Here is a 21444-nt window from a genome sequence, read left to right on the forward strand (position 1 = left end):
GAACTCATCATGCAGCATCCCGCCGCATCAAGGCCATGATCATCGGACCGCAGGAGAACTCCCCAATTGCTGCCTTTGAAGATAGGGTTCTCAAGTAGCCTCCAGGTGATCGGATATCCGCAAACCGTTCAAGCATTGCAACGATCACAACAGACGCTTCTTCGGGACCCATATAGCGTTTCGCCTCGTCCCACGCGGACGGGGAAATACCCATCATGGGCCTGACCACATCAGCTACACGGACCAGATCGTGCCAGTGGCGAACAGGCTGCTCGGAATAAGCTTTGAATTCCTGACAGGAGGCGAGGACGAGACCAAGCGGTATATTCGGCATCAGTTGATCGTCAGTAATTGCCGTTGGGTTCGCCTCATCTTCAGAACACAGAGGGCTATCGGCAACTTCTGGAATATCGCGCGCAACGCCTCCGCCCCGCGCTTTTTCTAAGCGAGGTTCAAGATCATAAGAGTCTTTATTTGAATTCTGATAGTGCTGCTCAGAAACAGCATCATTGGTGCTCATATTTTCTGTTTCACAGCCATCCAGAAGGTTTCTGGCGTGATCTAAGGCTGACCCCAAAGAGTCTTCGATGCGCCTAAGGTCTTCCATTTCGAGTTTTCTGCGAAGATCTCGGGCCACTAGGGCCGCAAGATCAGAGAATTGGTCCCAGACGCCCTGATCCGGACGAAGTGAGCGCCCGTACTCGGCCAGCCCTGCGAGGTCACGCCGCATGAGGCTCACAGTGGCACGTAGGCGCTTGTACCGCTCTTCTGCGGCCCGGACGGTCTCAGCGGCCTCACAAACCTCCTGGAAGCGTCGAACGAGCGGAGAGAGGTCGAACCCAAACGCAACCTTTTCGTCGCCGTAGCGGCGGGCATAGCGCTTCCCATTGGGGCTATCGCGCCGGACAACAAAGCCAGTCTGCACAAGGTTGGAGAGGTGGCGCCGCATCGTCGAGCAGGGCATGCCGTTCAGGCGCTCGCAAATCGCCTTGTTGGACGGATGTACAATCAATTCGCTGTCATTGCCTCCGAGAATTGTCGCTTGGTGAAAGCTGACCAGCGCCTGAAGCACCGTCAAATCCCGATCGGACAAGCCGAACGCGACTCGAGCGGCAGCGAGCTCCCTCAGGACCTCCCACTTGTTGGCGCCGACTGGGGGCAGGTCTTCCTGGGTCGCTGCCTGATGTTTCAGGATGGCAGCATCTATCGTTCGCCGGAACGGCGTTACGGGCGTGTAGTCCATTTTGTCATTCACGAAGACAAAAATATCCCGGTCCGCGAATCACTTTGGACTTGCGGAAAATAGCTCCGGACACTACCTTGAAGGTGCTAGAAACAAGTTAGGGTCTCGTGGAGTGGTCGCTTTGCGGGACCTTTTCTTTTGCCTTTTCGTGCCTCCTTCTTTGATTTCTGCTCTTCCTCAGTCTTCCGACCGCTGCTTCCAGCGTTCGTGAAGGTCTTCAATCATGTCATGCACTTGCGTCTCGACCCAATCGGCGAAGTCTCCATCCGCCAACTCGATCGATAGGCCCTTGACAGTGCGTTTGACCGTGCCGCCGCGTTTGCCGCCGATCTTCAGCGGGACGCTGGAAGGTGGGGCAGGGGAGGGCGACTTGGCCGGTTTAATCGCCTTGGTCACAGCCTTTTCTACGGCCAGGAACGTTTGGATGGACGGGTCATTGGTAGAGGCAACGTCATCCACCACCATGGAGGTCTCGGCATTTTCACGTGCCTCTTTCGCGATCCCGATAAGGTCCTCGCGGTCCAGACCATTCTCGTCGATGGCCCGACCAAGGGATTCCCATCGGGGTCGGCCAATGCCATGGGCGGCGCCAATGGCGCGTACCAGATCCGGCCCGACCATGTCCGCGATCGCGATCGCCATAGATATGGACGACTTCGTGACGGTAAGAATTTCTGCAACCTGAGATTGATTTCCGAAGCCGGACGACACAAGGTCCTTTGCGAACAGGGCCTTTTCAATAAAAGACAAATCGCGCCGACCCATGTTCTCCGAAATCTGAGCACGCAGAGCGCTGTCGTCATCCAGGTTGGTGACTAACGCGCGAACCTTGGTAACCTTATCGGACTGACGGATCGCCTCCAGCCTGCGTCGCCCATAGACCAAAAGGTAGCGATCATCTTCACCCGGCGCACGTCGCACGAGGATCGGAACAGTCTGACCGTTCGCCTCAATCGCATCGCGCAAATCCATTACATCGGCCGGGTCAAGCCGGTCCGCCATACGCCCGTCTTCGATGCTCGCCGGGTCCAGTTCCCAAACATGATGGGAATCGACCGCGTCGCGGGCGGACCGAAGGGCGCGATTCGAGGTCATCATCGGTGTCACAGCACCTGTCTGAGGGGCAGGGGAGGGGGCCCCAGCTGCCGCGAGACTGTCCAGCATTGACATGCGCTTCTTCTTGCCACTGGTCATGTGCGCCCCCAGGTTTTCTGGATTAGGTCGGCGATCTCGTCATTTAGCGTATTCAGGCTCTCAATCGCGCGATCATAGGTGGAACGCGTGAACGCGCTGCGTTCCACTTCATAAAGTGTCTGCTTGGTCAGGCCCGCATCTGAGATGGCTGTAGACTTCAACATGGGCGAATTCAGCACGGCTTCGCCGTACATTGTTCGCAGGAAAGCCACGATGCGGTTCTGCGGCGCATCCTGCGGCTCGTAGCGGGTCAAAACATAGCGCATCCAGTCATGAGACATGTCAGCGCCGCTCTCGGCAATCACGTCCATGAGGTCGGCTGTCATGCGGAGGAATTGCGACATGGACATCACATCGAGCATCTCTGGATGGATGGTCACCAGAACGCCCGTGGCCGCGGACAGGGCGGACATGGTCAGAAAGCCAAGCTGCGGCGGGCAATCTATGACGACCACGTCGTAGTCCTCATCGACCTGGGCCAGCGCCTCCTTCACGCGGAAGAAGAAAAGTCCGGCATTGCCCTGCGCCAGCGCGCGCGGGGTGTCGTGCTCGAACTCCATCAATTCGAGGTTGCCGGGGATCAAGTCCAAATTGGGGATATAGGTCTTGCGGATGACCGACCGGATCGGCTCCGGGTCCTCATAGCGGATCGCATCGTAGAGAGTGCCGCCATCTTCGAGGTCCAATTCCGGCTGAACGCCGTGCAGCGCGGTGAAGGAAGCTTGTGGGTCAAGATCAATACCCAGCACACGATATCCGCGCAGGGCAAGCCGTTGGGCGAGATGGGCAGAGGTTGTTGTTTTTCCGGACCCGCCCTTGAAATTCATCACGCCGATGACCTGAAGATGATCACCCTCTCGTCGTCCGGGAACGTAATCGCCCGGCTTGCGAGCGGTTTTTTCAAGGAGCACACGCAGCGCTTGGATATCCTGCGCCGAGTAAAGACGACGGTTGCCGGCGGTCAGCTCGGGAGAAGGCCCTTTGCCATCCAAGTTGAGTTTGCGAAGATAGGAATCGTTTACGCCGAGCAGCGCCGCAGCCTCACCAGAGGTGAATTTGCGCATGGTCTTCTCGGCATCGGGTGGAAACAGGCTCTCACGTTGCGAATGCAACTGGTTCGCCAGCCATTCCGAATGCTGGCGGATCACCGCGTTGAGATCCTCATGCACAAAGGTATTATCCATCTGCCCTCTCGCTTCCGAGACATCGCGTCTTTGGCGTGTTCACGGAAATTGACGTTTTTTGCCTCGTTTCCGTGACTATTGGCGCAAGAGTCGGATTCGCGCAAGGTTTTTCCACATCTAGTGGGCGGGTCGTCACCGAACACAAGGCTGTTAGGCTTCCTGCTGCATGGTGTAACGCACCGCATCTCACGAAAAGGGACAGGGGAGAACTCTTGTCGGAGGGCTCCAGCATGGCTTTGAGCGCACCAGAGCTTGCCTTTTGGCAGTTCTGGATATACATTATTGGATGTTTATCCATGCATGAGAGGACAAGATGCAAGTTGCCAAATGGGGAAACTCCCTTGCCGTCCGGCTACCCGCGGATCTTGTGAGAGAACTCGGCTTAAAGGAAGGCGATCAGGTCGACCTGGTAAAGGACGATGGAACCATTCTTGTGAGACGCCAACCTCGCGCCGATGAAGTTCTACAAGGGCTAAGGCGGTTTCGCGGAAAACTGCCCAAGGACGCGCGTCTAAGCCGCGACGCCGCGCATGAGCGCTGAATTCGCAGACACGAATGTTGTGCTCTACCTGCTCGACGATGGTCCAAAGGCTGAGAGGGCGGAGGAAATTCTGGGGCAGGGACCCCGGATCAGCGTTCAGGTCCTGAACGAAGCGATGGTAAATTGCCGACGGAAAGCTGGTCTCAGTTGGGAAGATACCGGAGCGTTTCTTGAGGGTATTAAGTCCTTATGCCCTGTCGAGGACCTCACGATTCAAACACATCAAGTGGGTCGCGCGTTGGCAGCGAAGTACCAGTTATCGGTCTATGACTCGATGATCGTGTCTGCCGCGCTGATCGCTGGGTGCACGACGTTATGGACTGAGGACATGCACGACGGATTGCTGGTCGAAGATCGGCTGCGCGTCGTCAATCCATTTGCCTGACCAGCAACCCAAGTCGCTCCGCCCGTTCCAACAGCATCCTGACGGAGGACGGTTGCCAGCTTGTACGTCCCCGTGGAGTCCGCTCACGCATGGATTCCAATCGGTCGCAGATCGCCTGTAGCGTGATATCGGGGTCCGAACCTTTGATGGCCGCCACGATGGCAGGCAGGCGATCGTCGGTTTCGCGGCGTCCGGCGCGGCCAAGCACTTCATCGGGCAGAAACCCGTCGCGCACATATGCCTTTACGGCGCGAAGCAAGCGGCTTTGCGTCCAGCGTCGATCATGGGGCAGGGGGCCATTGATAATCTGCAAGACGTCTTCCCAAGCCATATCGGGGCGCAAGCGGCGCACATGGGGTACCCAATCCTGCGCGGTCTCGTTCAGGCGCTCCATGTAGCCGTCCTGTCGCGCCAGCCGCACCTTGCGCAGCGCGACGGGATCCTTGGCGCTTAGCCCAGGATTGCCACCAACGCGACCCTTGGCGCGCGCAGAGGCAAGCCCGGCCTTTGTGCGTTCGCGGATCAGAGCGCGTTCGAACTCGGCTGCGGCGCCCAGAACCTGCAGCGTAAACTTGCCCTGCGGTGAGGACGTGTCGATCGGGTCTTGCAGGGAGCGGAAGAAGGCACCCTTCGCCTCCAGACTCTCGATCACCTCGAGAAGATGCGACAAGGACCGCGCAAGCCGGTCGATCCGCACGACGACCAGCGTGTCGCCGATCTGAACGCGTTCGAGAACGCGCGCAAGCACTGGCCGCGCGCGATTGCCGCCTGAGGCGTGTTCTTCGAAGATTTCGACGCATCCCGCGATTTGCAGGGCCTCAGACTGGGGCAGGGGTGTCTGATCCTCTGTCGATACGCGCGCATAGCCAATCAGGGGCATGAAATCCGGCCGTTTGCAATTTAAGATATCTCCAATAAACGACCGTTTGAAAACGAATGCAAGGGCGCTCTCTGTGGCCCTGCTCAACGTAAAGCCCTTGGTTTCTATGCAGCGAGCGCGATCAGAGAGCCCTCGTCGACCATCGCCTGTGCGTGCTATATAAGAAGCGTGGGTGCACTCTGACAAAACCCTTGGGTAAAATGCAAAACTCCAGTATTTTGCACATATGAAGCCTCAAGCACCTGCCTTTCATGATGAATCTGAAACTCTCTTCCTCGACGCTGAGGAGGTGGAACAGTCGCCCGAGGGCGATCTTTGGTTCCTGCCCGGTCCCATGGAAGAGGAGCCGGATTATCTGCCCCCGGGACCACGGGCCGAGCCGCGTGAAGCCGAGGCCCTCGACGACTGGCGGAAAGCAGAAGCGGGTCATGCCGCGCAACTTGCCCGTGTGGCCGGTCGCGTCGGCGCGCTGGACGACCGGCTGAAGCGCGGCCCGGAAGGATGGCGGCACAGGTTAGCCCTGATCGAGGCTGCCGACCTCAGCTGGTTCGTGGGTGACCGCATCGGCCCGGATCGGCTGGCGCTCTGGATCTCAATGCGCATTTCCGGCCTGCAAGACGACACCGCGGCACTCGCGCGTGTTGGTTGGGCGCTGCGTCGTCTGACTGGGGGGCCAGGCCCAGAGGTGGACTTGTCTGCTTTTCTCGATCGCCGCGATCCCGAGAACATGGCAGATCAAGCCGAGGCCTTCGCGGATCGCGCGGGCGGTTGGCTGGATCTGATGGCACAAGCCGCCGATCTTCACCCTGTGACCCGCGCCTGTGTGGGCTTTCACTTTTGGAGCCTCGCGGGCCTCGGACAGCAGGGCGATCGAATGGAAGCGGCAATCACCGCTGTGCGGATCGCGGCCACCGAGGGCAAAGGCGCAGTCTTTGCGCCTCTGGCTATGGGTGGGGCAGGGGGGCTTCGCGCCGGTGGTCCGCCCGCGGACCGCCTGGCGCGCTGGCTTGACGGGATGGAGACGGCGTGTCTGACCGCGATGCGACACCTCGACGATATCGAGGCATGGTCAGCGAGGGCGGCAGCCGACATGACCTCGCTCTCGGGCAAGACCCCACGCGCGTTGCGCGCCCTGCTGACCGAATGGCCCCTAGTCTCCGCTCCGATGGCTGAGACCCTTACAGACTCGAGCCGCGCCGCGGTCCAGCGTAACCTCGCCTGGATGGAAGCGCGGGGTCTGGTCCGAGAGCTAACCGGGCAAGGACGCTATCGGATGTGGCGCACCACGAACTGAAGGCCGCAGAAGACTTCGCCGATTTTGCTGGCGGCCAAGGTGACCTTCATAACTCGCGCGCCAGTAGGGCGTGAAGAAACCCGTATGCAGTTAATGCATTTGTTGCACCCAGTTAACGTGACATCACCGTTGAATGTGTTATGATCCGCGAGAAAGACTTCAGAGGGGCGTGGATCGCGCAACCCCAAGCGCTTTGCTCTCGCCCTTTGCTGCCTGCCTTATACGGGAGGACACATCATGCGACGGGAGGCGCATCATGTAGAGAAGGTGATCCGCGTGGTCGAATCCGGGTCGGACGCGGCGCGTTCGCCTCTGGCGGCATCTTGGCGGCGCTCGATGGAGCATCACGGTCTTGATCCCGCCAATGACAAAGCGCCTTATCTGATCGAATGCAGCGAACTGGCTCGACGCCGGGACGAACTCGGAAGACTCCTCGCAATGGCGACGCCGAAGCTGGATGAGCTTTTCGCGCTTGTCGGCGCCTCGGGCTGCGGGGTTCTGTTGACCGATGCAACCGGGATCGTGCTCGACCTCAGATGCGCCGATGCGGATGCAGCAACCTTTCGCAACTGGGGTCTTCACCCCGGTGCCGACTGGAGCGAGGCGCACGAGGGCACGAACGGGATCGGCACCTGCCTGGCCGAAAAGCGCCGGATCACCATCCATCGCGAGGATCATTTTTTCGCGCGGAACACGGCCCTCAGCTGCATGGATGCGCCAATCTTCGGGGCGGATGGACACATTCTTGCGGCACTCGATGTCTCATCAGCGCGCGTTGACGAGACCGAAGGCTTCAACCGGCTGTTGTCTAACACGGTGTCCCAGTACGCTCAGGTCATCGAGAACTGTCATTTCAGATCGTCCTTCCCCAATGCGCGGATAATCATGGCAGGCCCGGACGGGATCGATGCAACAGCCCTATTGGCCGTGGACGGAGATGATCTGGTGATCGGTGCTACCCGTACCGCGCGCCGCATGTTCGGGCTTGAGCCGACTGGACAGATCAAACCCCGTCCGACAGTGGACCTTTTTGGTCGGGACGACGGCCCCACGGGCTTCAAGAAGGCTGAACGGGCTGCGGTTGTCCGCGCACTGGTCCGCGCAGATGGCAACGTCTCGCAGGCGGCACGGATGCTCGGGATCGGACGCGCCACGCTCTATCGGCAGATGCGCCGGCTCGGAATCGAAAGGTAAGACCGGCCAGCTGTCTCACTGCTGAGACACAGCGGCCCATCAGCCATACTTGGCTCTATTCGCCCCCCAATACCTCTGTGGCATGCTGATATCGGACCGGGAGGAGGTTCCGGTCAATCAACGGAGGAAAACCATGAACGAGATGAGCAAACCCGAAAGCGTCCGTGTCTCGCCCTTCAGGGACCGGTACGACAACTTCATCGGCGGCAAATTCGTTGCCCCGGTTGACGGCGCCTATTTCGACAATGTAACCCCGATCAACGGGCAGACAGTCTGTCAGGTCGCGAGATCAGGTCCTGCCGACGTGGAACTGGCACTCGACGCCGCGCACGCCGCAAAGGCGCAATGGGGGGCCACGTCCGCAACGGAGCGGGCGACCATAATTCTCAAGATCGCGGACCGGCTGGAGGAAAATCTCGATCTTCTGGCTCGGGCCGAAACCTGGGACAATGGTAAACCGATCCGCGAGACGACGGCCGCCGATATTCCACTTGCGATCGACCATTTCCGGTATTTCGCCGGGGTATTGCGGGCGCAGGAAGGCACCATGTCCCAGATCGATGCGGACACTGTGGCCTATCACTACCATGAGCCTCTCGGCGTGGTCGGCCAGATCATCCCGTGGAACTTCTCGATCCTGATGGCCGCCTGGAAGCTGGCCCCGGCCTTGGCGGCGGGTAACTGCATCGTGCTGAAACCCGCGGAGCAGACCCCCGCAGCAATCCTGGTGCTGGCCGAACTGATCGCGGACCTGCTGCCTGACGGCGTGCTGAACGTCGTCAACGGCTACGGTGCCGAGGTCGGCGGGGCGCTGGCCGAAAGCCCGCGCATCGCCAAGATCGCTTTTACCGGCTCGACCGAGACCGGCCGCAAGATCATGCAGGCCGCGACCAAGAACCTGATCCCGGTGACGCTGGAACTCGGCGGCAAGTCGCCCAACGTCTTCTTCTCGGATATCATGGCCGAGGACGACGCGTTTCTCGACAAGGCGGTCGAGGGTTTCGTGCTGTTCGCGTTTAACCAGGGCGAAGTCTGCACCTGCCCCAGCCGTGCTCTGATCCAGGAAGACATCTACGAGGACTTCATCGAACGCTGCATCGCGCGGGTGAAAGCCATCAAACAGGGTGATCCGCGCGACATGAAGACCATGGTCGGCGCTCAGGCCAGCGAGGAGCAGCGTGACAAGATCATGTCCTACTTCACCATAGGTGTCGAAGAGGGGGCCGAGGTGCTGACAGGTGGCGGTATGGCCGCCGTTTCGGACGACATAGCAGGCGGCTTCTACATCCAGCCCACGATCCTGAAGGGTCACAACAAGATGCGCGTCTTCCAGGAGGAAATCTTCGGCCCTGTCGTGTCGGTCACAACCTTCAAGGACGAAGCCGAGGCCTTGGCGCTGGCCAACGACACCATGTACGGCTTGGGTGCCGGTGTCTGGAGCCGAGACGCCAACCGCTGCTACCGCATGGGCCGCGGGATCGAGGCGGGCCGTGTCTGGGTCAACAACTATCACGCCTATCCCGCCCATGCTGCTTTCGGCGGATACAAGCAATCGGGGATTGGGCGTGAGAACCACAAGATGATGCTCGACCATTATCAGCAGACCAAGAACATGCTGGTCAGCTACAACCCAAACAAGCTTGGTTTTTTCTAAGGGAGAAGAAAAGATGTCAAAAACGATGAAAGCAGCCGTGGTCCGCGAATTCGGTGCGCCTCTCCGGATCGAGGAAGTACCCGTCCCCGAGGTCGAGCCCGGCATGATACAGGTCGCCATTCAGGCCTCCGGCGTGTGCCACACGGACCTGCACGCCGCCGAGGGTGATTGGCCCGTCAAGCCCAAGCCACCGTTCATTCCCGGCCACGAAGGGGTCGGATTTGTCTCGGCGGTGGGCAAGGGTGTGACCCACGTGAAAGAGGGCGACCGCGTCGGCGTACCGTGGCTCTATACCGCCTGCGGCCATTGCCGCCATTGCCTTGGCGGCTGGGAAACGCTATGCGAAAGCCAGCAGAACACCGGGTACTCGGTAAATGGCGGGTTTGCGGATTACGTTCTGGCCGATCCCAACTACATCGGCCACCTGCCCGACAATATCGGGTTCAACGAAATCGCGCCCGTTCTCTGCGCGGGGGTTACTGTCTACAAGGGCCTCAAGATGACCGATGCCCGTCCGGGCGACACGATCGCCATCTCGGGCATCGGCGGGCTCGGGCACATGGCTGTCCAATACGCCGCCGCCATGGGTTTCGACGTGGTCGCGGTCGATATAGACGATGCCAAGCTCGACCTCGCCCGGCGGCTGGGAGCGAAGATCACCGTGAACGCCCGCACAAGCGAGGACCCGGCGGCCGAGGTCAAACGCGAAACAGGCGGGGGCGTTCAGGGCATCCTGGTGACGGCGGTCAGTGAAAAGGCCTTCGAGCAGGCCGTTGGCATGGTGGATCGCGGAGGCACGGTTGCGCTGAACGGCCTGCCGCCGGGTGACTTCCCGCTCAACATCTTCGGTATGGTGCTGAATGGGATCACCGTGCGCGGCTCCATCGTGGGCACGCGGCTCGATCTTCAGAAATCGCTCGATTTCGCGGGCGACGGCAAGGTGAAGGCGACCATCGAGACCGCGTCCCTGGACGAGGTCAACACGATCTTCGACCGGATGAAGGCCGGCAAGATCGAAGGCCGGATGGTCATGGATCTCTCCGCCTGATCTGACCATAGCGGTCGGCCCGAGTTCTATCCGGCTGACCGCTATGATGCTGGTTTTCGGACACCATGTGCGACGTTTGGGTGACGCGGTTTCAGCGCGGCCAAGTCAATCTATGGCCGGCTACAGGGAGTGTCATGAGCTCTGTGTATCTGGCCCGGTCGGCAACATAGATCGAGGACGCACTGATCCGTTCCGCGGTCGCGGTGACAGGAAACAACAGGGCGCAGACAGCAAGCCATTTCAACATGAGGGATACGATCTGGTGGGTTGTCTGGCAACCTATCACAACCGGCAGTGGAGTGAATCACCCAAGCCAACGCAACCGTTGCCCTCATTTCTTACGTGGATTCCGCCTTGCGGCAACACCTTGATAAGCTTGTGTCGCGTAGCCCTTAATTGGGCTCTGCCTCAATCTGTGTGGCGGAACGGTAGCATTCTCGCCCGCAACAATTCTGGACCGGCTCGACCGTACATGGCGCGTTTGAGCGTCTTCAGGCGATTGATCTGACCTTCTGCTTGGCCGTTGCTCCATGGCATCTCGATGGCGTTTTTGACTGCATCGAAGTCCCGGTTCAATGTGCGGGCAAAGCGCACGATGGGCGCCAGATCGGTTTCGATCGCGTTGTCGATCCATGCTGGGAGCGGGTCTGCTTGGCGGCTGCGCAGGATACCGTTGAACCGCATGGCGAGACTTCGCATCGTTGCGAAGGCGGGAGAACCGGCCTTGAGCGCGTCGACTTTCCGCGCTTGATCCGGGGTGAGCTTTCCGCGGGGTTTGATGCACAGCGCGGCTGCGATGACCGGGGAAATCGCGTGCCCCGTTTCCGGGTCCCGGACTGGCTTAAGGATTTCGTGCTCTACCTTGGAGTCGCTCCCTTGCTGTTCTGCTTTTCGCCAGCCCGCCAACAGACGCTGCAAATGCGACTGACTCCCCTCGTAACCGCGCTCTCGGATCAGACGGAACAGGGCGCTGCCAGTTCGAATGCCCTCCTTCCAGCTTTGGCTCAGGAACTCTTCAAAGTACCACGGCGATGTCGGCTTCAAAGCGGCCCGCCTGCGGTCCGGTGGTGTCTCGAACTGCAGCCATTTCGCGATGCTGCGACGCGGGAACCCTGTTCGCCGCCCGATCTCGCTGCATGAAAGCCCCTGATTTCGGAGCGCATGAATGGTGGCGAAAATCTCTTCCCGAGACGTCCTATGCGCCAGGCGTGACTTCAGAAGGCTGCCGGCTGCGGTGATGTTGTCGGCGTCGGACAGCAGCGCCCTGCCGGTCGCACGGCCGTGAAGGTTCATTTGCTCCTCGATGGCCTGCCGCAGGTTTTGTACGATATGGAACCGGTCAGCGACCTGCTTCGCCTGCGGTGCCCCTTGCCGTGCTGCCTGGGCGTAGAGACCGCAGCGATCTCTGCTGATCACTTCCACCTCGGGGTGTCGCTTCAGCCAGTTGGTGCAGCTGACGACATCTCGATCCTCAAGAATGTCGATCACCACGCGACGCTCCAGATCCACAATGATCGTGCCGTAGGTTTGCGATTTCCGCCAACTCCAGTCGTCGATCCCGATGACTGTCGGCGACTCGCCACTGTCTTGGGCACGGTTCTTCAGCTGCCTAAAGCGTTTTGCATTTAATTTGAGGCATATCCGGCAGCTTTGAGGAAGTTCCAGCACTCTTGCGGGTCGAACAGATTGCAGATGTCTCCGAGCGCCTGGAACAAGGTGTCAAAGGTTCTGGCACCGATGCGTCGCAGGTGGGCCTTGAGTTTCGAGAAGGCCATCTCGATGGGATTGAGATCGGGGCTGTATGCGGGCAGGAACAAGAACCAGCAGCCGCGCTCTCTCAGGGCTTGTGCCGCGCGTGGGCTTTTGTGGGTGGACAGGTTGTCGAGGATGACAACGGTCCCCGGATCAAGCGCCGGGGCCAATTGCGTCTCGATATAGGTGTCGAAAGCAGGTCCGTTCATCGCGCCCTTGATCACCCAGGGCGCGATCAGGGCATCCTGCGTCAGCCCGGCGATAAAGGTCTGCGTGCCCCATTTGCCAAAAGGTGCCGCGCCATAGAGCCGCTCACCGACAGGGGCTCGTCCGCGCAGCCGCGTGAGGTTCGTCTTGACCGCCGTCTCGTCGATAAAGACCAGCCTGTGCGGCTCCTGGCGCATGCGGGGCTGGCGGCGCTTGATCCAATCACGGCGGGCCTGGCGCAGCGCCGGTCGGTCACGTTCCGCCGCGATCAGTCCTTTTTTTATATGACAGTCCGGCGCGTTCGAGCGCGCGATGCAGCGAAGAGAGCTGCACCTCCACGCCATGTGTCTCGGCCAGGGCGGCGGCCAATTCCTTGAGTGTGATGTCCGGTTCGGCCTGCACGATCTCCAGCAGAAAATCCCGGTGCGGGGCGAGTTTGCCGAATTGACCGGCAGGGCGGCCTTGCGGCTTGGGAACCGTCGTGCCGTGTTCACGATGCTCCGCTGCCAGTCGCACCGCCGTGGCCGCGCTCACGCCGAACAGCCGCCCAGCTGAACGCGCCGAGTTGCCCGCAGCGACATAGGCGCAAATCCGTTCCCGAAGGTCCAAAGAGTAAGGTTTGCCCATGATCCACCTCCAAACAGAAGTGAATCAGACAAAGGTGCACCTGTGAATCCCAATTCGATTCAAATCAAACGCAAACTGCTTTAAGCACCGTGTCATCGCTGACTCCAAGGCCCAAACGATGCAACAACCGCTCGGCTGGCCGTCCGCCGGTCGCATGCCCAAGATGGGTGACAATCTCCCCGACACGCGAAGTACGACGTGCAAATGGACGCGCAATCGAGGCGATTTGGTCTGAGAATGTCCGGCGTGGGCAAGCGGGTGCCTGACATCGCCAACGGCAAATTGCGAGATCAACCGTTACCTCGTCTCCATGCGCGGGATAATCCTGCAGCCGCCGACGCCGCCAGCCGTGACGTCGGCGTGAATGCAATCCACAGTCTGGGCAAATGCCGTTGGGAGCCAAGACGCCAGATACAATCCACCCGCCTCTTTCACTTCGCTCAACGCTTTGAACGGCAACATCGCTCCCGGGCGACCAGTGCTTCTTCGAACTCACAACTATACCTCCTGAATTTTCCAGTTTCAGGATAGTTGCGCCACACAAAGTGAGGCAGAACCGATTAAAGGGCAACGCGACAACCGGATTGAACGGCGCATCCCGTCACAGAACGACGTTGTCCACCCGTCCGAGCCGACCACTGGCAAAGTCATAGGACAGGCCCAGAAGGCCGAGAACGGTTTCGATTTCTGCTGCGTTTCTGGGCGCATAGACCATGACAGCGGTTGGCGGGATCATGCCCGCCGCGGCCATCGGATGCGGTTCTGCCCAGCCCAGATCAATGATTTTCGGCACTGCGTCCTCGGGCAGCATCATGTGCAGGCTGCCGTCCTGCGGTGGATGGACATGGGCGAATTCCCTGCCGACCATGAACGCCTCACGGCAACCGCATCCGCGCCCGTGTTCGAGGCAGAGCGCCTCTGCGCCCGGCACCGAGATCATCGAGGGCTGGCGGATGACAAAGGGAAAATCAAAGGCCCGTTCCCTGAACGCCCGAACCGTTGCGGCATCCGGGTTCTGGGAAATCTGGGTATGCGGGGCACAAGGCGTGGTCGCAGGCCTAGGCCCCTCGCGCGGCGGTATCTTCAGCACGGTATCGCCTCCGGCAGGTCGTGTTCCTTCATCGCCTTTACCAGGGCGGCGCGCATGGTCGGGACATGGGGAATTTCCCTGCCGGCGATCTTGGCAGGGCTGACCGGCTTGGGTCCGGTGATGTCGGGCATTTTTCGTGGTGCTCCTTTCGTGTCTTTTCAACTCAACCGAACCGAAAGGCGCTTTCGACAGCGCCCATAACGGGGTCTTCTAGCGTCTTGCGCCCAATGTCCGCGCCTGCTGCGCCCGCCACAACGTGCAGCGGGATCAGGTGCTCTTCGCGCGGATGGGCCTCGCGGCCGCCCGGGGCATCGGACCAGCGCGCAAGCCTGCGGTTGCGTTCCTCGGGATCGGGGCAGGTCACGGCCTCGGTCAGCCAGGCATCGAACGCGCCGCCAACGATGTCGTCTCGCGCCCCGCCACGCAGGCTCTGCATCAGCACGGACATGTTGTGATAGGTGTTGCCGCTGCCGAGGATCAGCACGCCCTCGTCGCGCAGGGGGGCCAGGGCACGGCCAAGCGCAATGTGGCGCGCGGGGTCGAGATCGCTGGCAACCGAAAGCTGGACACAGGGAATGTCGGCATCGGGAAAGGCGACCTTGAGCGGCACGAAAACGCCGTGGTCAAACCCGCGCGTGGCATCCTTCGCAGCGGCAAACCCGGCGGCGCGGGTCAGCTCATGCACCCTGTCTGCCAGCGCCAGATCGCCGGGGGCGGGCCACGTTAATTCATAAGTGTGCGGTGGAAAGCCGCGGTAATCGAACAGAAGCGGTGGCGCGGGATTGGTTTGCACGGTGAAGGCGGGTTCCTCCCAGTGGCCCGAAATCACCAGAAGCGCGCGGGGACGTTCGGGCAATGTGGCAGGCAGATCCTCCAGGAATTTCCGGTGCCGGTCCCATTCATCGGGCGGATTCCAGTCCATGAAGAAACACGGGCCGCCGCCATGGGGAATGAACATCGTGGGCATACGGGTCATGTTGCATCATCCTCACCGGTCAGGCCATTCGAGACCTTGCCTTTCGTTGTATGGATAAGGAGTAGTTGAGTTGTGTCGTTATTTAAAGTAGGGACGAAAAAGTAACTATAAAATCGAGCCGATCCCATGCCCAGAACGCCGCCACAATGCCCGATGGATTCGATCCTGCGTCTGCTCATGGGACCGTGGACAACCCACATCATCTGGGTGCTGAGCGATCAGGGGCCACAAAGATTCGGGGTTCTGAAACGCGCCGTGCCGGGAATATCGACCCGAATGCTGACCGAGCGGCTGCGGATGCTTCAGCGCGCCGGGGTCGTCTGGCGCGAACAGGCCGAGACGATCCCGCCTGCGGTCACCTATGGCCTGACGCCGCGCGGCAACGACCTGCGCGGCGTTCTCGACGCAATGGGCGAGATCGCGGAACGATGGAAGACCGAGGGGGTATTTGAAGGTGATGACTTGGGCGGGGCCGCTTCACCAAACTCGCGTTTGTGAGTTAGGCTGCGCCACCCGGCTTCTGCCTGTGAGCGCGGTCAGACAGGTTGCGCCGTGCATTCGATATCACGTTTTGGAATCAGGTGATCGCCATGCGGGAAAGTAAAGTGGCCGATGTGCTGAAAGGAGCCAGAGAGGTATTCCTGAAGTGCGGTTTTGAAGGTGCCAGCGTCGATGCGATTGCCGAAGAAGCCAAGGTGTCGAAGGCAACCCTCTATGCGCATTTTCCAAGCAAGGACAAACTCTTTTTGAGCGTCTTGCAATCCGAGTGCGACAGCCTTTCAGAGGAAATCTGCCGTCCGCTTACAAGCCAGAATGATGCGCGGAGCATGCTGGAAGAACTCTCTCGGCGGATGATCGGGTTGGTCATGGATGATGACTATATGCGCCTCCTGCGCGTTTGCATCGGCGCGGTTTCGGTTCTGCCGGAGGCAGGTGAAATATACATGAACGCAGGCCCGAGGCGTGCCATCAGGATCGTCGCGCAAATACTCAGAAATTTGCATGAGACGAAATCACTGGACGTGAAAAACGTCCAAAACGCCTCTGCTCAATTTATTCATCTCTCTGTATCTGGCGTTATCATGCCGCAATTGCTGGCCGTCGATCAGCCTATCGATGTGTCTGAGCACTCAAGACGGGCGGTTGATGCGTTTTTGGGGGCATATGGCGGACGCGATGCCTCTTGAAGTGGCGTGGTCAATGGATTGCCTTCTCGTACTTCTGCGGGCGCTATCGAGCGCCGTGCCGGATCAGATGAGATTGAATTCTTGACCCGGACCGACCCACAGACTAACTCCCACGTAACATAAACCGACCGGACGGTATAGTTTGAGCAAGCCCATGCCCCCTTCAGAATGCAGAAACGCCTCGCGGAGGATACTTTCAGCGGCGCGTGCGATTGCCACCCGTGAGGGCGCGGGCAGGATCACGATCGAGGCGGTCGCGAAGGAGGCCGGCCTGAGCAAGGGCGGCTTGCTTTACAATTACCCGACCAAGAAAGCGCTGCTGTCTGGCTTGTTGGCGCAGATGCTGGCCGGGCACCGCGAATTGCTCGAGAGCGTGCCCGAGCGGCACCCCGCACGCACGCTCCGGGGCCATCTCGAAACGGTTCTACAGTCGGAAGAGGTGGATGGTGACCTGTCGATGGCGATCCTCGCGACCGCTGCATCAGATCCGCAACTGCTCGATCCGCTGCGGGCGGAATTGACCGACGACCTCGGGCGTATCCTGTCCGATACACAAGACGCGCCGGGTGCCATGGTGGCCTTTTGGGCAATCCAGGGGCTGCGTTTCCAGAAGCTGTTGAAGCTACCGGATGGCGGTGCGGACACCAGAGAACGCGTCATCGAACGATTGAGGGCCCTGATCGATGATCTCAAGTAAAAAAGACAAAAGCTGGAAGGGGATCGCTGCGGTTATTGCTGTGGCGGGGGCGGCACTCCTGATGGTGTCCTTTCTTCCTGTGTCCTTGGGCGAAGTGCTGGCCCAGACAGGCCAGGAGTCGACTGAACCTGGTGCCGAAACAAGCCAGGCGGGCGCGTCCGACAAGGAGGTCGTGGTCGAGGTGACCCGAGCAACGCGCCGGACCGTTACGCGCGGTCGCACCGTTGCCGGACGGGTCGTGCCGGCCCGCACCGTGGACATCGCGTTTCAGGTGTCCGGACAGGTCCTGCGCCTTGAGGTGGAACCGGGTGACAAGATCAGCAAGGGCGATCTGATCGCGGCGCTCGATCCGGTCGATTTCGAACTCGCCGTGGATCGGGCGCGGGCGGCCTTCGTCCTTGCTGAGTCCGAGATCAACCGCGCAGCGAGTCTTGCCGAACGGGGCGTTGCTGCGGAATCCCGGCTTGAAACCGCCCGCGCCGAATACGCGCAGGCGGAAGTTGCGCTGCGCGAGGCCGAGCGACGCCTCTCCCAGACGCAGATCGTCGCGCCTTTCGACGCGATCGTGGCACGCACATTCATAGAAGATTATGTCAACGTCACCTCGGCGGCATCGGTGGCACGTCTTCAGGACGTCAGCGAGTTAAGGATCCTGATTTCTCTGCCGGAAGAACTGGCGGCCGTCGCACGAAGCGCGCCCGACGCTTTCGATCTCGTGGCGAGTTTTCCGGCGGTGCCTGGCTACACGGCACCGCTCGTGCTTCGGTCCTTTGCAACCGATGCGAACAGCACGGCGCAGACCTATGATGTGGAATTCGCAATCACGGGCGATGTCGATTCGCGTCTTCTGCCCGGGATGACGGCCAGGGTGCGTCTTTCAAACGCAGCCGCCGAAGCCAGTGCGCAGTCCGTCATGGTCCCGGTTTCGGCGATCGATACCTCAAGCCGAACCGAGCCTTCAGTCTGGATCTACGACGAACAGTCGGGACAGGTCACACGCCAGACGATCCGCTTGGGGCTGCCCGTCGATAACGAGATCGTGGTTCTCGAAGGTCTGGAGGGCGATGAATTGATCGTTTCCGGCGGGTGGTGGCGACTTCGGGACAATCAGACCGTGACGGTTTCGGGGCTCTGATCCCGCCCCCTTGACAGGACACGAACAGATCCATGGCATTCAGCATTTCAGGCGCAAGCATCCAGCGGCCCGTCGCGGTCTGGCTCCTCATTCTCTTTTGCCTTCTTGGCGGGTATTGGGGACTGAACACGGTGGGCCGCCTTGAAGACCCGAGTTTCACGCTCAAGACCGCACTCGTCTTTGTGCCGTATCCCGGCGCGACAGCAGTCGAGGTCGAGGAAGAGGTCTCTGACGTCATCGAAAACGCGCTGCAGCAGATGAAGCAGCTTGACCGGGTCGAATCCAAGTCGATGCCGGGCATGGCGCAAATCACCGTGGAGATCGAGGGCACATATGGCCCGGATGAGATTCCGCAAGTCTGGGACGAGATGCGCCTGCGCATCCGCGACGTGGAGGGGGAGCTTCCCGAAGGCGCGCGCGCGCCCATCGTCAACGACGATTTCGGCGACGTTTACGGCATGTTCTACGCGGTGAAAACCGAAGGTCTGAGCCCGCGCGAAGAGCGGGATCTGGCCACGAAATTGCGGCTGGGCCTAGTGACCGTGGACGGTGTCGCCAAGGTCGAGGTTCAGGGCCTCACCGAAGAGGTGATCACGATCTCGATTCCATCCGCGCGCCTGACAGAGCTGGGCCTTCCGCCCAACCAGGTTCTGAGCGTGCTGAACGACGAGAACCTCGTCTTCGATAATGGCGAGATCACCGAGGGGCCGGCCCGGATAGGACTGTCCGTGCCGCCAGGTTATGTGACCCCCGAAGGGATCGAGGAGTTGCGGCTTGGCGCGGCCGGAGAGGTCGGGCAGGTCGCGATCCATGATATTGCCCGCGTCGCCCGCGACGAGGCGGAACAGCCCAGTCAGATCATCCGGCAGAACGGCACCGCGGCCTTCACCCTCGGGGTGTCGGCGCTGACAAACCGAAACGTGGTCGAGGTTGGCGCGGCGGCTGCCGCTCGGCTTGAGAAGTTGAAGGCTGAGTTGCCCGAAGGTGTCGAGATCACGCCGATCTACGAACAGCACGTCGTCGTTGATCAGGCCGTCTCCAGCTTTCTTCTGAGCCTTGCGATGTCGGTTGCCATCGTTGTCGGGGCGCTTATACTGACAATGGGCTGGCGCGCGGGTCTCGTGGTGGGCGCGACCCTCGGGCTTACGGTTTTCGTGACACTGTTCTTCATGTCGGTGTTCGGGATCGCAATGGAGCGGATCAGCCTTGGCGCCCTGATCATTGCGATGGGGATGCTGGTGGACAACGCCATCGTGATCACCGAAGGGATGGTAATCGGCATGGCGCGCGGAAAGAGTGCGGAAAAAGCCGCCGCCGAGACCGAAAGTTCCACGTCCATTCCGCTGCTTGGGGCCACCGTGATCGGGATCATGGCATTTTCCGGGATCGGCCTGTCGCCGGATGCCACGGGCGAGTTCCTGTTCTCGCTTTTCGCGGTGATCACCATCTCGCTGCTGATGAGCTGGATTCTGGCCGTCACGGTCACGCCCTATCTCGGCAAGCTGCTGCTCAAGGCCCCAAAAAACACCTCGGACGATCCCTACAAGGGCGCGTTCTACGGGATCTATCGCGGGATGCTCTGGCTCGTGCTGCGCGCCCGTGTGCTGGTTGTGCTTATAATCGTGGGAATCACAGTTGTGTCGGTGATGGCCTTCGGGCAGGTCAAGCAGGCCTTTTTCCCGGCGTCAAATACCCCGCTCTTCTATGTCGAATTCCAGATGCCGCAAGGCACTGACATCAACGTCACCGACCGTGAAATGCGGCGACTTGAACAGATGTTCCTGGCCGAGGAGGGCGTGACGGATGTGACGACCCTGGTGGGACGTGGCGCAAGCCGCTTCATGCTGACCTACAGCCCGGAGCAGGCGGATGCCAGCTATGGCCAGCTGATCGTCCGGGTGGCCGACGCCGAGGCGATCCCGGCCATGGCCAATCGGTTGAACCGCGATCTGCCCGCCGCATTTCCCAACGCGCTTGTCCGGGTCGAAGAACTCGTTTTCGGCCCGCCCTCCGGTGCCGATGTGGCGGTCCGCTTCTCCGGTGCCGATCCGGTCATTCTGCGCCAACTCGCCGATGATGCAACCCGGATATACGCGGCCGCAGGCACAATCACCAATTCACGCACCAATTGGCGGCAGCGCGAGATCCTGATCGAGCCGATCGTTGACGAGTCGCGGATGCGGCTGGCCGGGACCTCGCGCAGCGCGATCTCCGATACCGTCCGCTACGGAACCTCGGGCTTGCGAGTCGGTGAATTGCGCGAAGGCGACGAGGTCATCCCGATCCACCTGCGGCTGCCTGCGAACGAACGCGACGGAATCGACCGCGTTCGTGACCTGTCGGCCTGGTCCGATGGAGCTGGCGCCTACGTTCCCATGGCCAACCTTGTGGAACGGTTCGAGCCGCGCCTCGTGGAGGCGCTCATTCACCGGCGCAACCGTGAACGCACCATCACCGCCCTTGGCGGCGCACGGGGGGATCTCACGGCGGATGAGGCCTTCAAAAGCGTGCGCACCGAGATCGAGGCCCTCCCGCCTCCCGAGGGCTACAGCATGGAATGGGGCGGGCAGTATGAAAGCTCCACCGACGCCCAGACCAGCCTTGGCAAGCAGCTTCCCCTCAGCTTTCTTGTCATGCTGACGATCTCGATCCTGATGTTCAACAAGGTTCGCCAGCCGCTCATCCTGTGGCTTGTCGTGCCGATGTCAGTGACAGGCATGGTGCTCGGGCTGCTCTTCACAGGCCTGCCTTTCACTTTCACGGCCCTGCTCGGCTTTTTGTCGCTTTCGGGGATGCTGATGAAGAACGCGATCGTTCTGGTCGAAGAGATCGACGTGCAGCGCGCGGACGGTGTGCCGGATTACAAGGCGGTAATCGACGGCTCTGTCAGCCGTCTGCGCCCTGTCGTGCTGGCCGCCGGCACAACGATCTTCGGCATGATCCCGCTCCTGCCGGACGCCTTCTTTGCGTCGATGGCGGTCACGATCATGGGTGGCCTCGCCTTTGCCTCGGTACTGACCCTTGTCGCCGTGCCGGTGCTGTACGCACTCCTTTTCCGTATCCGTCCACCAAAAGACGAAAGCGCCGACTCGAAAACCGGGACAGCCTCTGGCTGAAGTGATTCACGCTTCAAGTGGGTAGAACCGCCCCTTGAAC

20 protein-coding genes and 1 pseudogene are annotated in these 21444 nt (G+C 60.5%); 11 read left to right on the plus strand and 10 right to left on the minus strand.

What is annotated here, in order from left to right; all coding sequences use genetic code 11:
• Window positions 1-7: 7 nt before the first annotated feature.
• The 3 genes from repC to repA all read right to left on the minus strand — a co-directional run bounded on the left by repC (window position 8) and on the right by repA (window position 3621).
• Window positions 8-1243: a plasmid replication protein RepC gene (gene repC / locus NANH_RS0119875; RefSeq protein WP_027263650.1), complete on the minus strand. Its 1236-nt coding sequence runs from the start codon at window positions 1241-1243 to the stop codon at window positions 8-10.
• Window positions 1244-1420: 177 nt separating this feature from the next.
• Window positions 1421-2437, minus strand: a complete 1017-nt coding sequence (repB, locus tag NANH_RS0119880) for a plasmid partitioning protein RepB (protein ID WP_027263651.1) — start codon at window positions 2435-2437, stop codon at window positions 1421-1423.
• Window positions 2434-3621 carry a plasmid partitioning protein RepA gene (gene repA / locus NANH_RS0119885; protein ID WP_027263652.1) on the minus strand — a complete coding sequence of 396 codons (1188 nt, stop codon included), beginning with the start codon at window positions 3619-3621 and terminating at the stop codon, window positions 2434-2436. Before repA ends, repB begins: the two co-directional genes overlap by 4 nt.
• A 313-nt stretch (window positions 3622-3934) precedes the next feature.
• On the opposite strand from repA, the gene NANH_RS0119890 reads away from it, so the two are divergent.
• Both NANH_RS0119890 and NANH_RS0119895 read left to right on the plus strand, forming a co-directional pair.
• Window positions 3935-4162, plus strand: a complete 228-nt coding sequence (locus tag NANH_RS0119890; protein ID WP_009815510.1) for an AbrB/MazE/SpoVT family DNA-binding domain-containing protein — start codon at window positions 3935-3937, stop codon at window positions 4160-4162.
• Window positions 4152-4547, plus strand: a complete 396-nt coding sequence (locus tag NANH_RS0119895; RefSeq protein ID WP_017467198.1) for a PIN domain-containing protein — start codon at window positions 4152-4154, stop codon at window positions 4545-4547. The genes NANH_RS0119890 and NANH_RS0119895 overlap by 11 nt, the downstream gene beginning before the upstream one ends.
• On the opposite strand, the gene NANH_RS0119900 is transcribed toward NANH_RS0119895, so the two are convergent.
• On the minus strand, window positions 4531-5427 hold the full coding sequence (locus NANH_RS0119900) for a recombinase family protein (protein WP_027263653.1): 897 nt from the start codon (window positions 5425-5427) through the stop codon (window positions 4531-4533). The genes NANH_RS0119895 and NANH_RS0119900 overlap by 17 nt on opposite strands.
• Before the next feature lie 226 nt (window positions 5428-5653).
• On the opposite strand from NANH_RS0119900, the gene NANH_RS0119905 reads away from it, so the two are divergent.
• The 4 genes from NANH_RS0119905 to adhP all read left to right on the plus strand — a co-directional run bounded on the left by NANH_RS0119905 (window position 5654) and on the right by adhP (window position 10617).
• Window positions 5654-6721 carry a hypothetical protein gene (locus NANH_RS0119905; RefSeq protein ID WP_027263654.1) on the plus strand — a complete coding sequence of 356 codons (1068 nt, stop codon included), beginning with the start codon at window positions 5654-5656 and terminating at the stop codon, window positions 6719-6721.
• Window positions 6722-6958: 237 nt separating this feature from the next.
• Window positions 6959-7915, plus strand: a complete 957-nt coding sequence (locus NANH_RS0119910; RefSeq protein ID WP_027263655.1) for a GAF domain-containing protein — start codon at window positions 6959-6961, stop codon at window positions 7913-7915.
• A gap of 133 nt (window positions 7916-8048) precedes the next feature.
• Entirely contained in the window at window positions 8049-9569 is a 1521-nt protein-coding gene (exaC, locus tag NANH_RS0119915) for an acetaldehyde dehydrogenase ExaC (RefSeq protein ID WP_027263656.1), read from the plus strand.
• A 13-nt stretch (window positions 9570-9582) separates the two neighbouring features.
• The gene (gene adhP, locus NANH_RS0119920; protein WP_027263657.1) at window positions 9583-10617 is read left to right on the plus strand and encodes an alcohol dehydrogenase AdhP; all 1035 of its coding nucleotides are present in this window, start codon (window positions 9583-9585) and stop codon (window positions 10615-10617) included.
• Window positions 10618-11025: 408 nt separating this feature from the next.
• Here the strand turns inward: adhP and NANH_RS0119925 are convergent.
• From NANH_RS0119925 to NANH_RS0119955, 6 genes and pseudogenes are all read right to left on the minus strand, one after another.
• Window positions 11026-12228 (minus strand): annotated as a pseudogene (locus tag NANH_RS0119925) (ISL3 family transposase); the annotation flags it as partial.
• A gap of 14 nt (window positions 12229-12242) precedes the next feature.
• Window positions 12243-13203, minus strand: a protein-coding gene (locus NANH_RS28090; protein ID WP_211237068.1) for an IS630 family transposase whose coding sequence is annotated in 2 segments (ribosomal slippage) — window positions 12243-12857 and window positions 12859-13203 — 960 coding nt in all. Because the reading frame shifts where the segments join, the coding sequence is not laid out codon by codon here.
• 64 nt (window positions 13204-13267) lie between these two features.
• Window positions 13268-13699 (minus strand): transposase family protein, encoded by a 432-nt coding sequence (locus tag NANH_RS28095; protein WP_161631377.1) that lies wholly within the window; start codon window positions 13697-13699, stop codon window positions 13268-13270.
• A gap of 105 nt (window positions 13700-13804) precedes the next feature.
• Window positions 13805-14293 carry a luciferase domain-containing protein gene (locus NANH_RS26660; protein ID WP_036050122.1) on the minus strand — a complete coding sequence of 163 codons (489 nt, stop codon included), beginning with the start codon at window positions 14291-14293 and terminating at the stop codon, window positions 13805-13807.
• Window positions 14287-14424 (minus strand): hypothetical protein, encoded by a 138-nt coding sequence (locus NANH_RS28665; RefSeq protein ID WP_009820029.1) that lies wholly within the window; start codon window positions 14422-14424, stop codon window positions 14287-14289. The genes NANH_RS26660 and NANH_RS28665 overlap by 7 nt, the downstream gene beginning before the upstream one ends.
• A gap of 32 nt (window positions 14425-14456) precedes the next feature.
• The gene (locus NANH_RS0119955; RefSeq protein WP_027263659.1) at window positions 14457-15269 is read right to left on the minus strand and encodes a DODA-type extradiol aromatic ring-opening family dioxygenase; all 813 of its coding nucleotides are present in this window, start codon (window positions 15267-15269) and stop codon (window positions 14457-14459) included.
• Between the two features lie 126 nt (window positions 15270-15395).
• On the opposite strand from NANH_RS0119955, the gene NANH_RS26665 reads away from it, so the two are divergent.
• The 5 genes from NANH_RS26665 (at window position 15396) to NANH_RS0119980 (ending at window position 21404) form a co-directional block, all read left to right on the plus strand.
• Entirely contained in the window at window positions 15396-15767 is a 372-nt protein-coding gene (locus tag NANH_RS26665) for a winged helix-turn-helix transcriptional regulator (protein ID WP_074920833.1), read from the plus strand.
• Between the two features lie 92 nt (window positions 15768-15859).
• Window positions 15860-16456 (plus strand): TetR/AcrR family transcriptional regulator, encoded by a 597-nt coding sequence (locus NANH_RS0119965; RefSeq protein ID WP_051372651.1) that lies wholly within the window; start codon window positions 15860-15862, stop codon window positions 16454-16456.
• Window positions 16457-16598: 142 nt separating this feature from the next.
• Window positions 16599-17153 carry a TetR/AcrR family transcriptional regulator gene (locus NANH_RS0119970; protein WP_245601476.1) on the plus strand — a complete coding sequence of 185 codons (555 nt, stop codon included), beginning with the start codon at window positions 16599-16601 and terminating at the stop codon, window positions 17151-17153.
• Window positions 17140-18288: an efflux RND transporter periplasmic adaptor subunit gene (locus NANH_RS0119975; protein ID WP_027263662.1), complete on the plus strand. Its 1149-nt coding sequence runs from the start codon at window positions 17140-17142 to the stop codon at window positions 18286-18288. Before NANH_RS0119970 ends, NANH_RS0119975 begins: the two co-directional genes overlap by 14 nt.
• A gap of 32 nt (window positions 18289-18320) precedes the next feature.
• On the plus strand, window positions 18321-21404 hold the full coding sequence (locus tag NANH_RS0119980) for an efflux RND transporter permease subunit (protein ID WP_027263663.1): 3084 nt from the start codon (window positions 18321-18323) through the stop codon (window positions 21402-21404).
• Window positions 21405-21444 lie beyond the last annotated feature (40 nt).

Source organism: Sedimentitalea nanhaiensis DSM 24252 (assembly GCF_000473225.1).
Lineage (GTDB): Bacteria > Pseudomonadota > Alphaproteobacteria > Rhodobacterales > Rhodobacteraceae > Sedimentitalea > Sedimentitalea nanhaiensis.

Coding starts and splice junctions, on each gene's coding strand:
- NANH_RS0119980 (WP_027263663.1), top strand. CDS start 18,321: ATGGCATTCAGCATTTCAGGCGCAAGCATCCAGCGGCCCGTCGCGGTC.
- NANH_RS26665 (WP_074920833.1), top strand. CDS start 15,396: ATGCCCAGAACGCCGCCACAATGCCCGATGGATTCGATCCTGCGTCTG.
- repC (WP_027263650.1), bottom strand. CDS start 1,243: ATGGACTACACGCCCGTAACGCCGTTCCGGCGAACGATAGATGCTGCC.
- NANH_RS0119910 (WP_027263655.1), top strand. CDS start 6,959: ATGCGACGGGAGGCGCATCATGTAGAGAAGGTGATCCGCGTGGTCGAA.
- NANH_RS0119900 (WP_027263653.1), bottom strand. CDS start 5,427: ATGCCCCTGATTGGCTATGCGCGCGTATCGACAGAGGATCAGACACCC.
- NANH_RS28665 (WP_009820029.1), bottom strand. CDS start 14,424: ATGCCCGACATCACCGGACCCAAGCCGGTCAGCCCTGCCAAGATCGCC.
- exaC (WP_027263656.1), top strand. CDS start 8,049: ATGAACGAGATGAGCAAACCCGAAAGCGTCCGTGTCTCGCCCTTCAGG.
- NANH_RS0119975 (WP_027263662.1), top strand. CDS start 17,140: ATGATCTCAAGTAAAAAAGACAAAAGCTGGAAGGGGATCGCTGCGGTT.
- adhP (WP_027263657.1), top strand. CDS start 9,583: ATGTCAAAAACGATGAAAGCAGCCGTGGTCCGCGAATTCGGTGCGCCT.
- NANH_RS0119895 (WP_017467198.1), top strand. CDS start 4,152: ATGAGCGCTGAATTCGCAGACACGAATGTTGTGCTCTACCTGCTCGAC.
- NANH_RS0119955 (WP_027263659.1), bottom strand. CDS start 15,269: ATGACCCGTATGCCCACGATGTTCATTCCCCATGGCGGCGGCCCGTGT.
- repA (WP_027263652.1), bottom strand. CDS start 3,621: ATGGATAATACCTTTGTGCATGAGGATCTCAACGCGGTGATCCGCCAG.
- repB (WP_027263651.1), bottom strand. CDS start 2,437: ATGACCAGTGGCAAGAAGAAGCGCATGTCAATGCTGGACAGTCTCGCG.
- NANH_RS0119965 (WP_051372651.1), top strand. CDS start 15,860: ATGCGGGAAAGTAAAGTGGCCGATGTGCTGAAAGGAGCCAGAGAGGTA.
- NANH_RS0119905 (WP_027263654.1), top strand. CDS start 5,654: ATGAAGCCTCAAGCACCTGCCTTTCATGATGAATCTGAAACTCTCTTC.
- NANH_RS0119890 (WP_009815510.1), top strand. CDS start 3,935: ATGCAAGTTGCCAAATGGGGAAACTCCCTTGCCGTCCGGCTACCCGCG.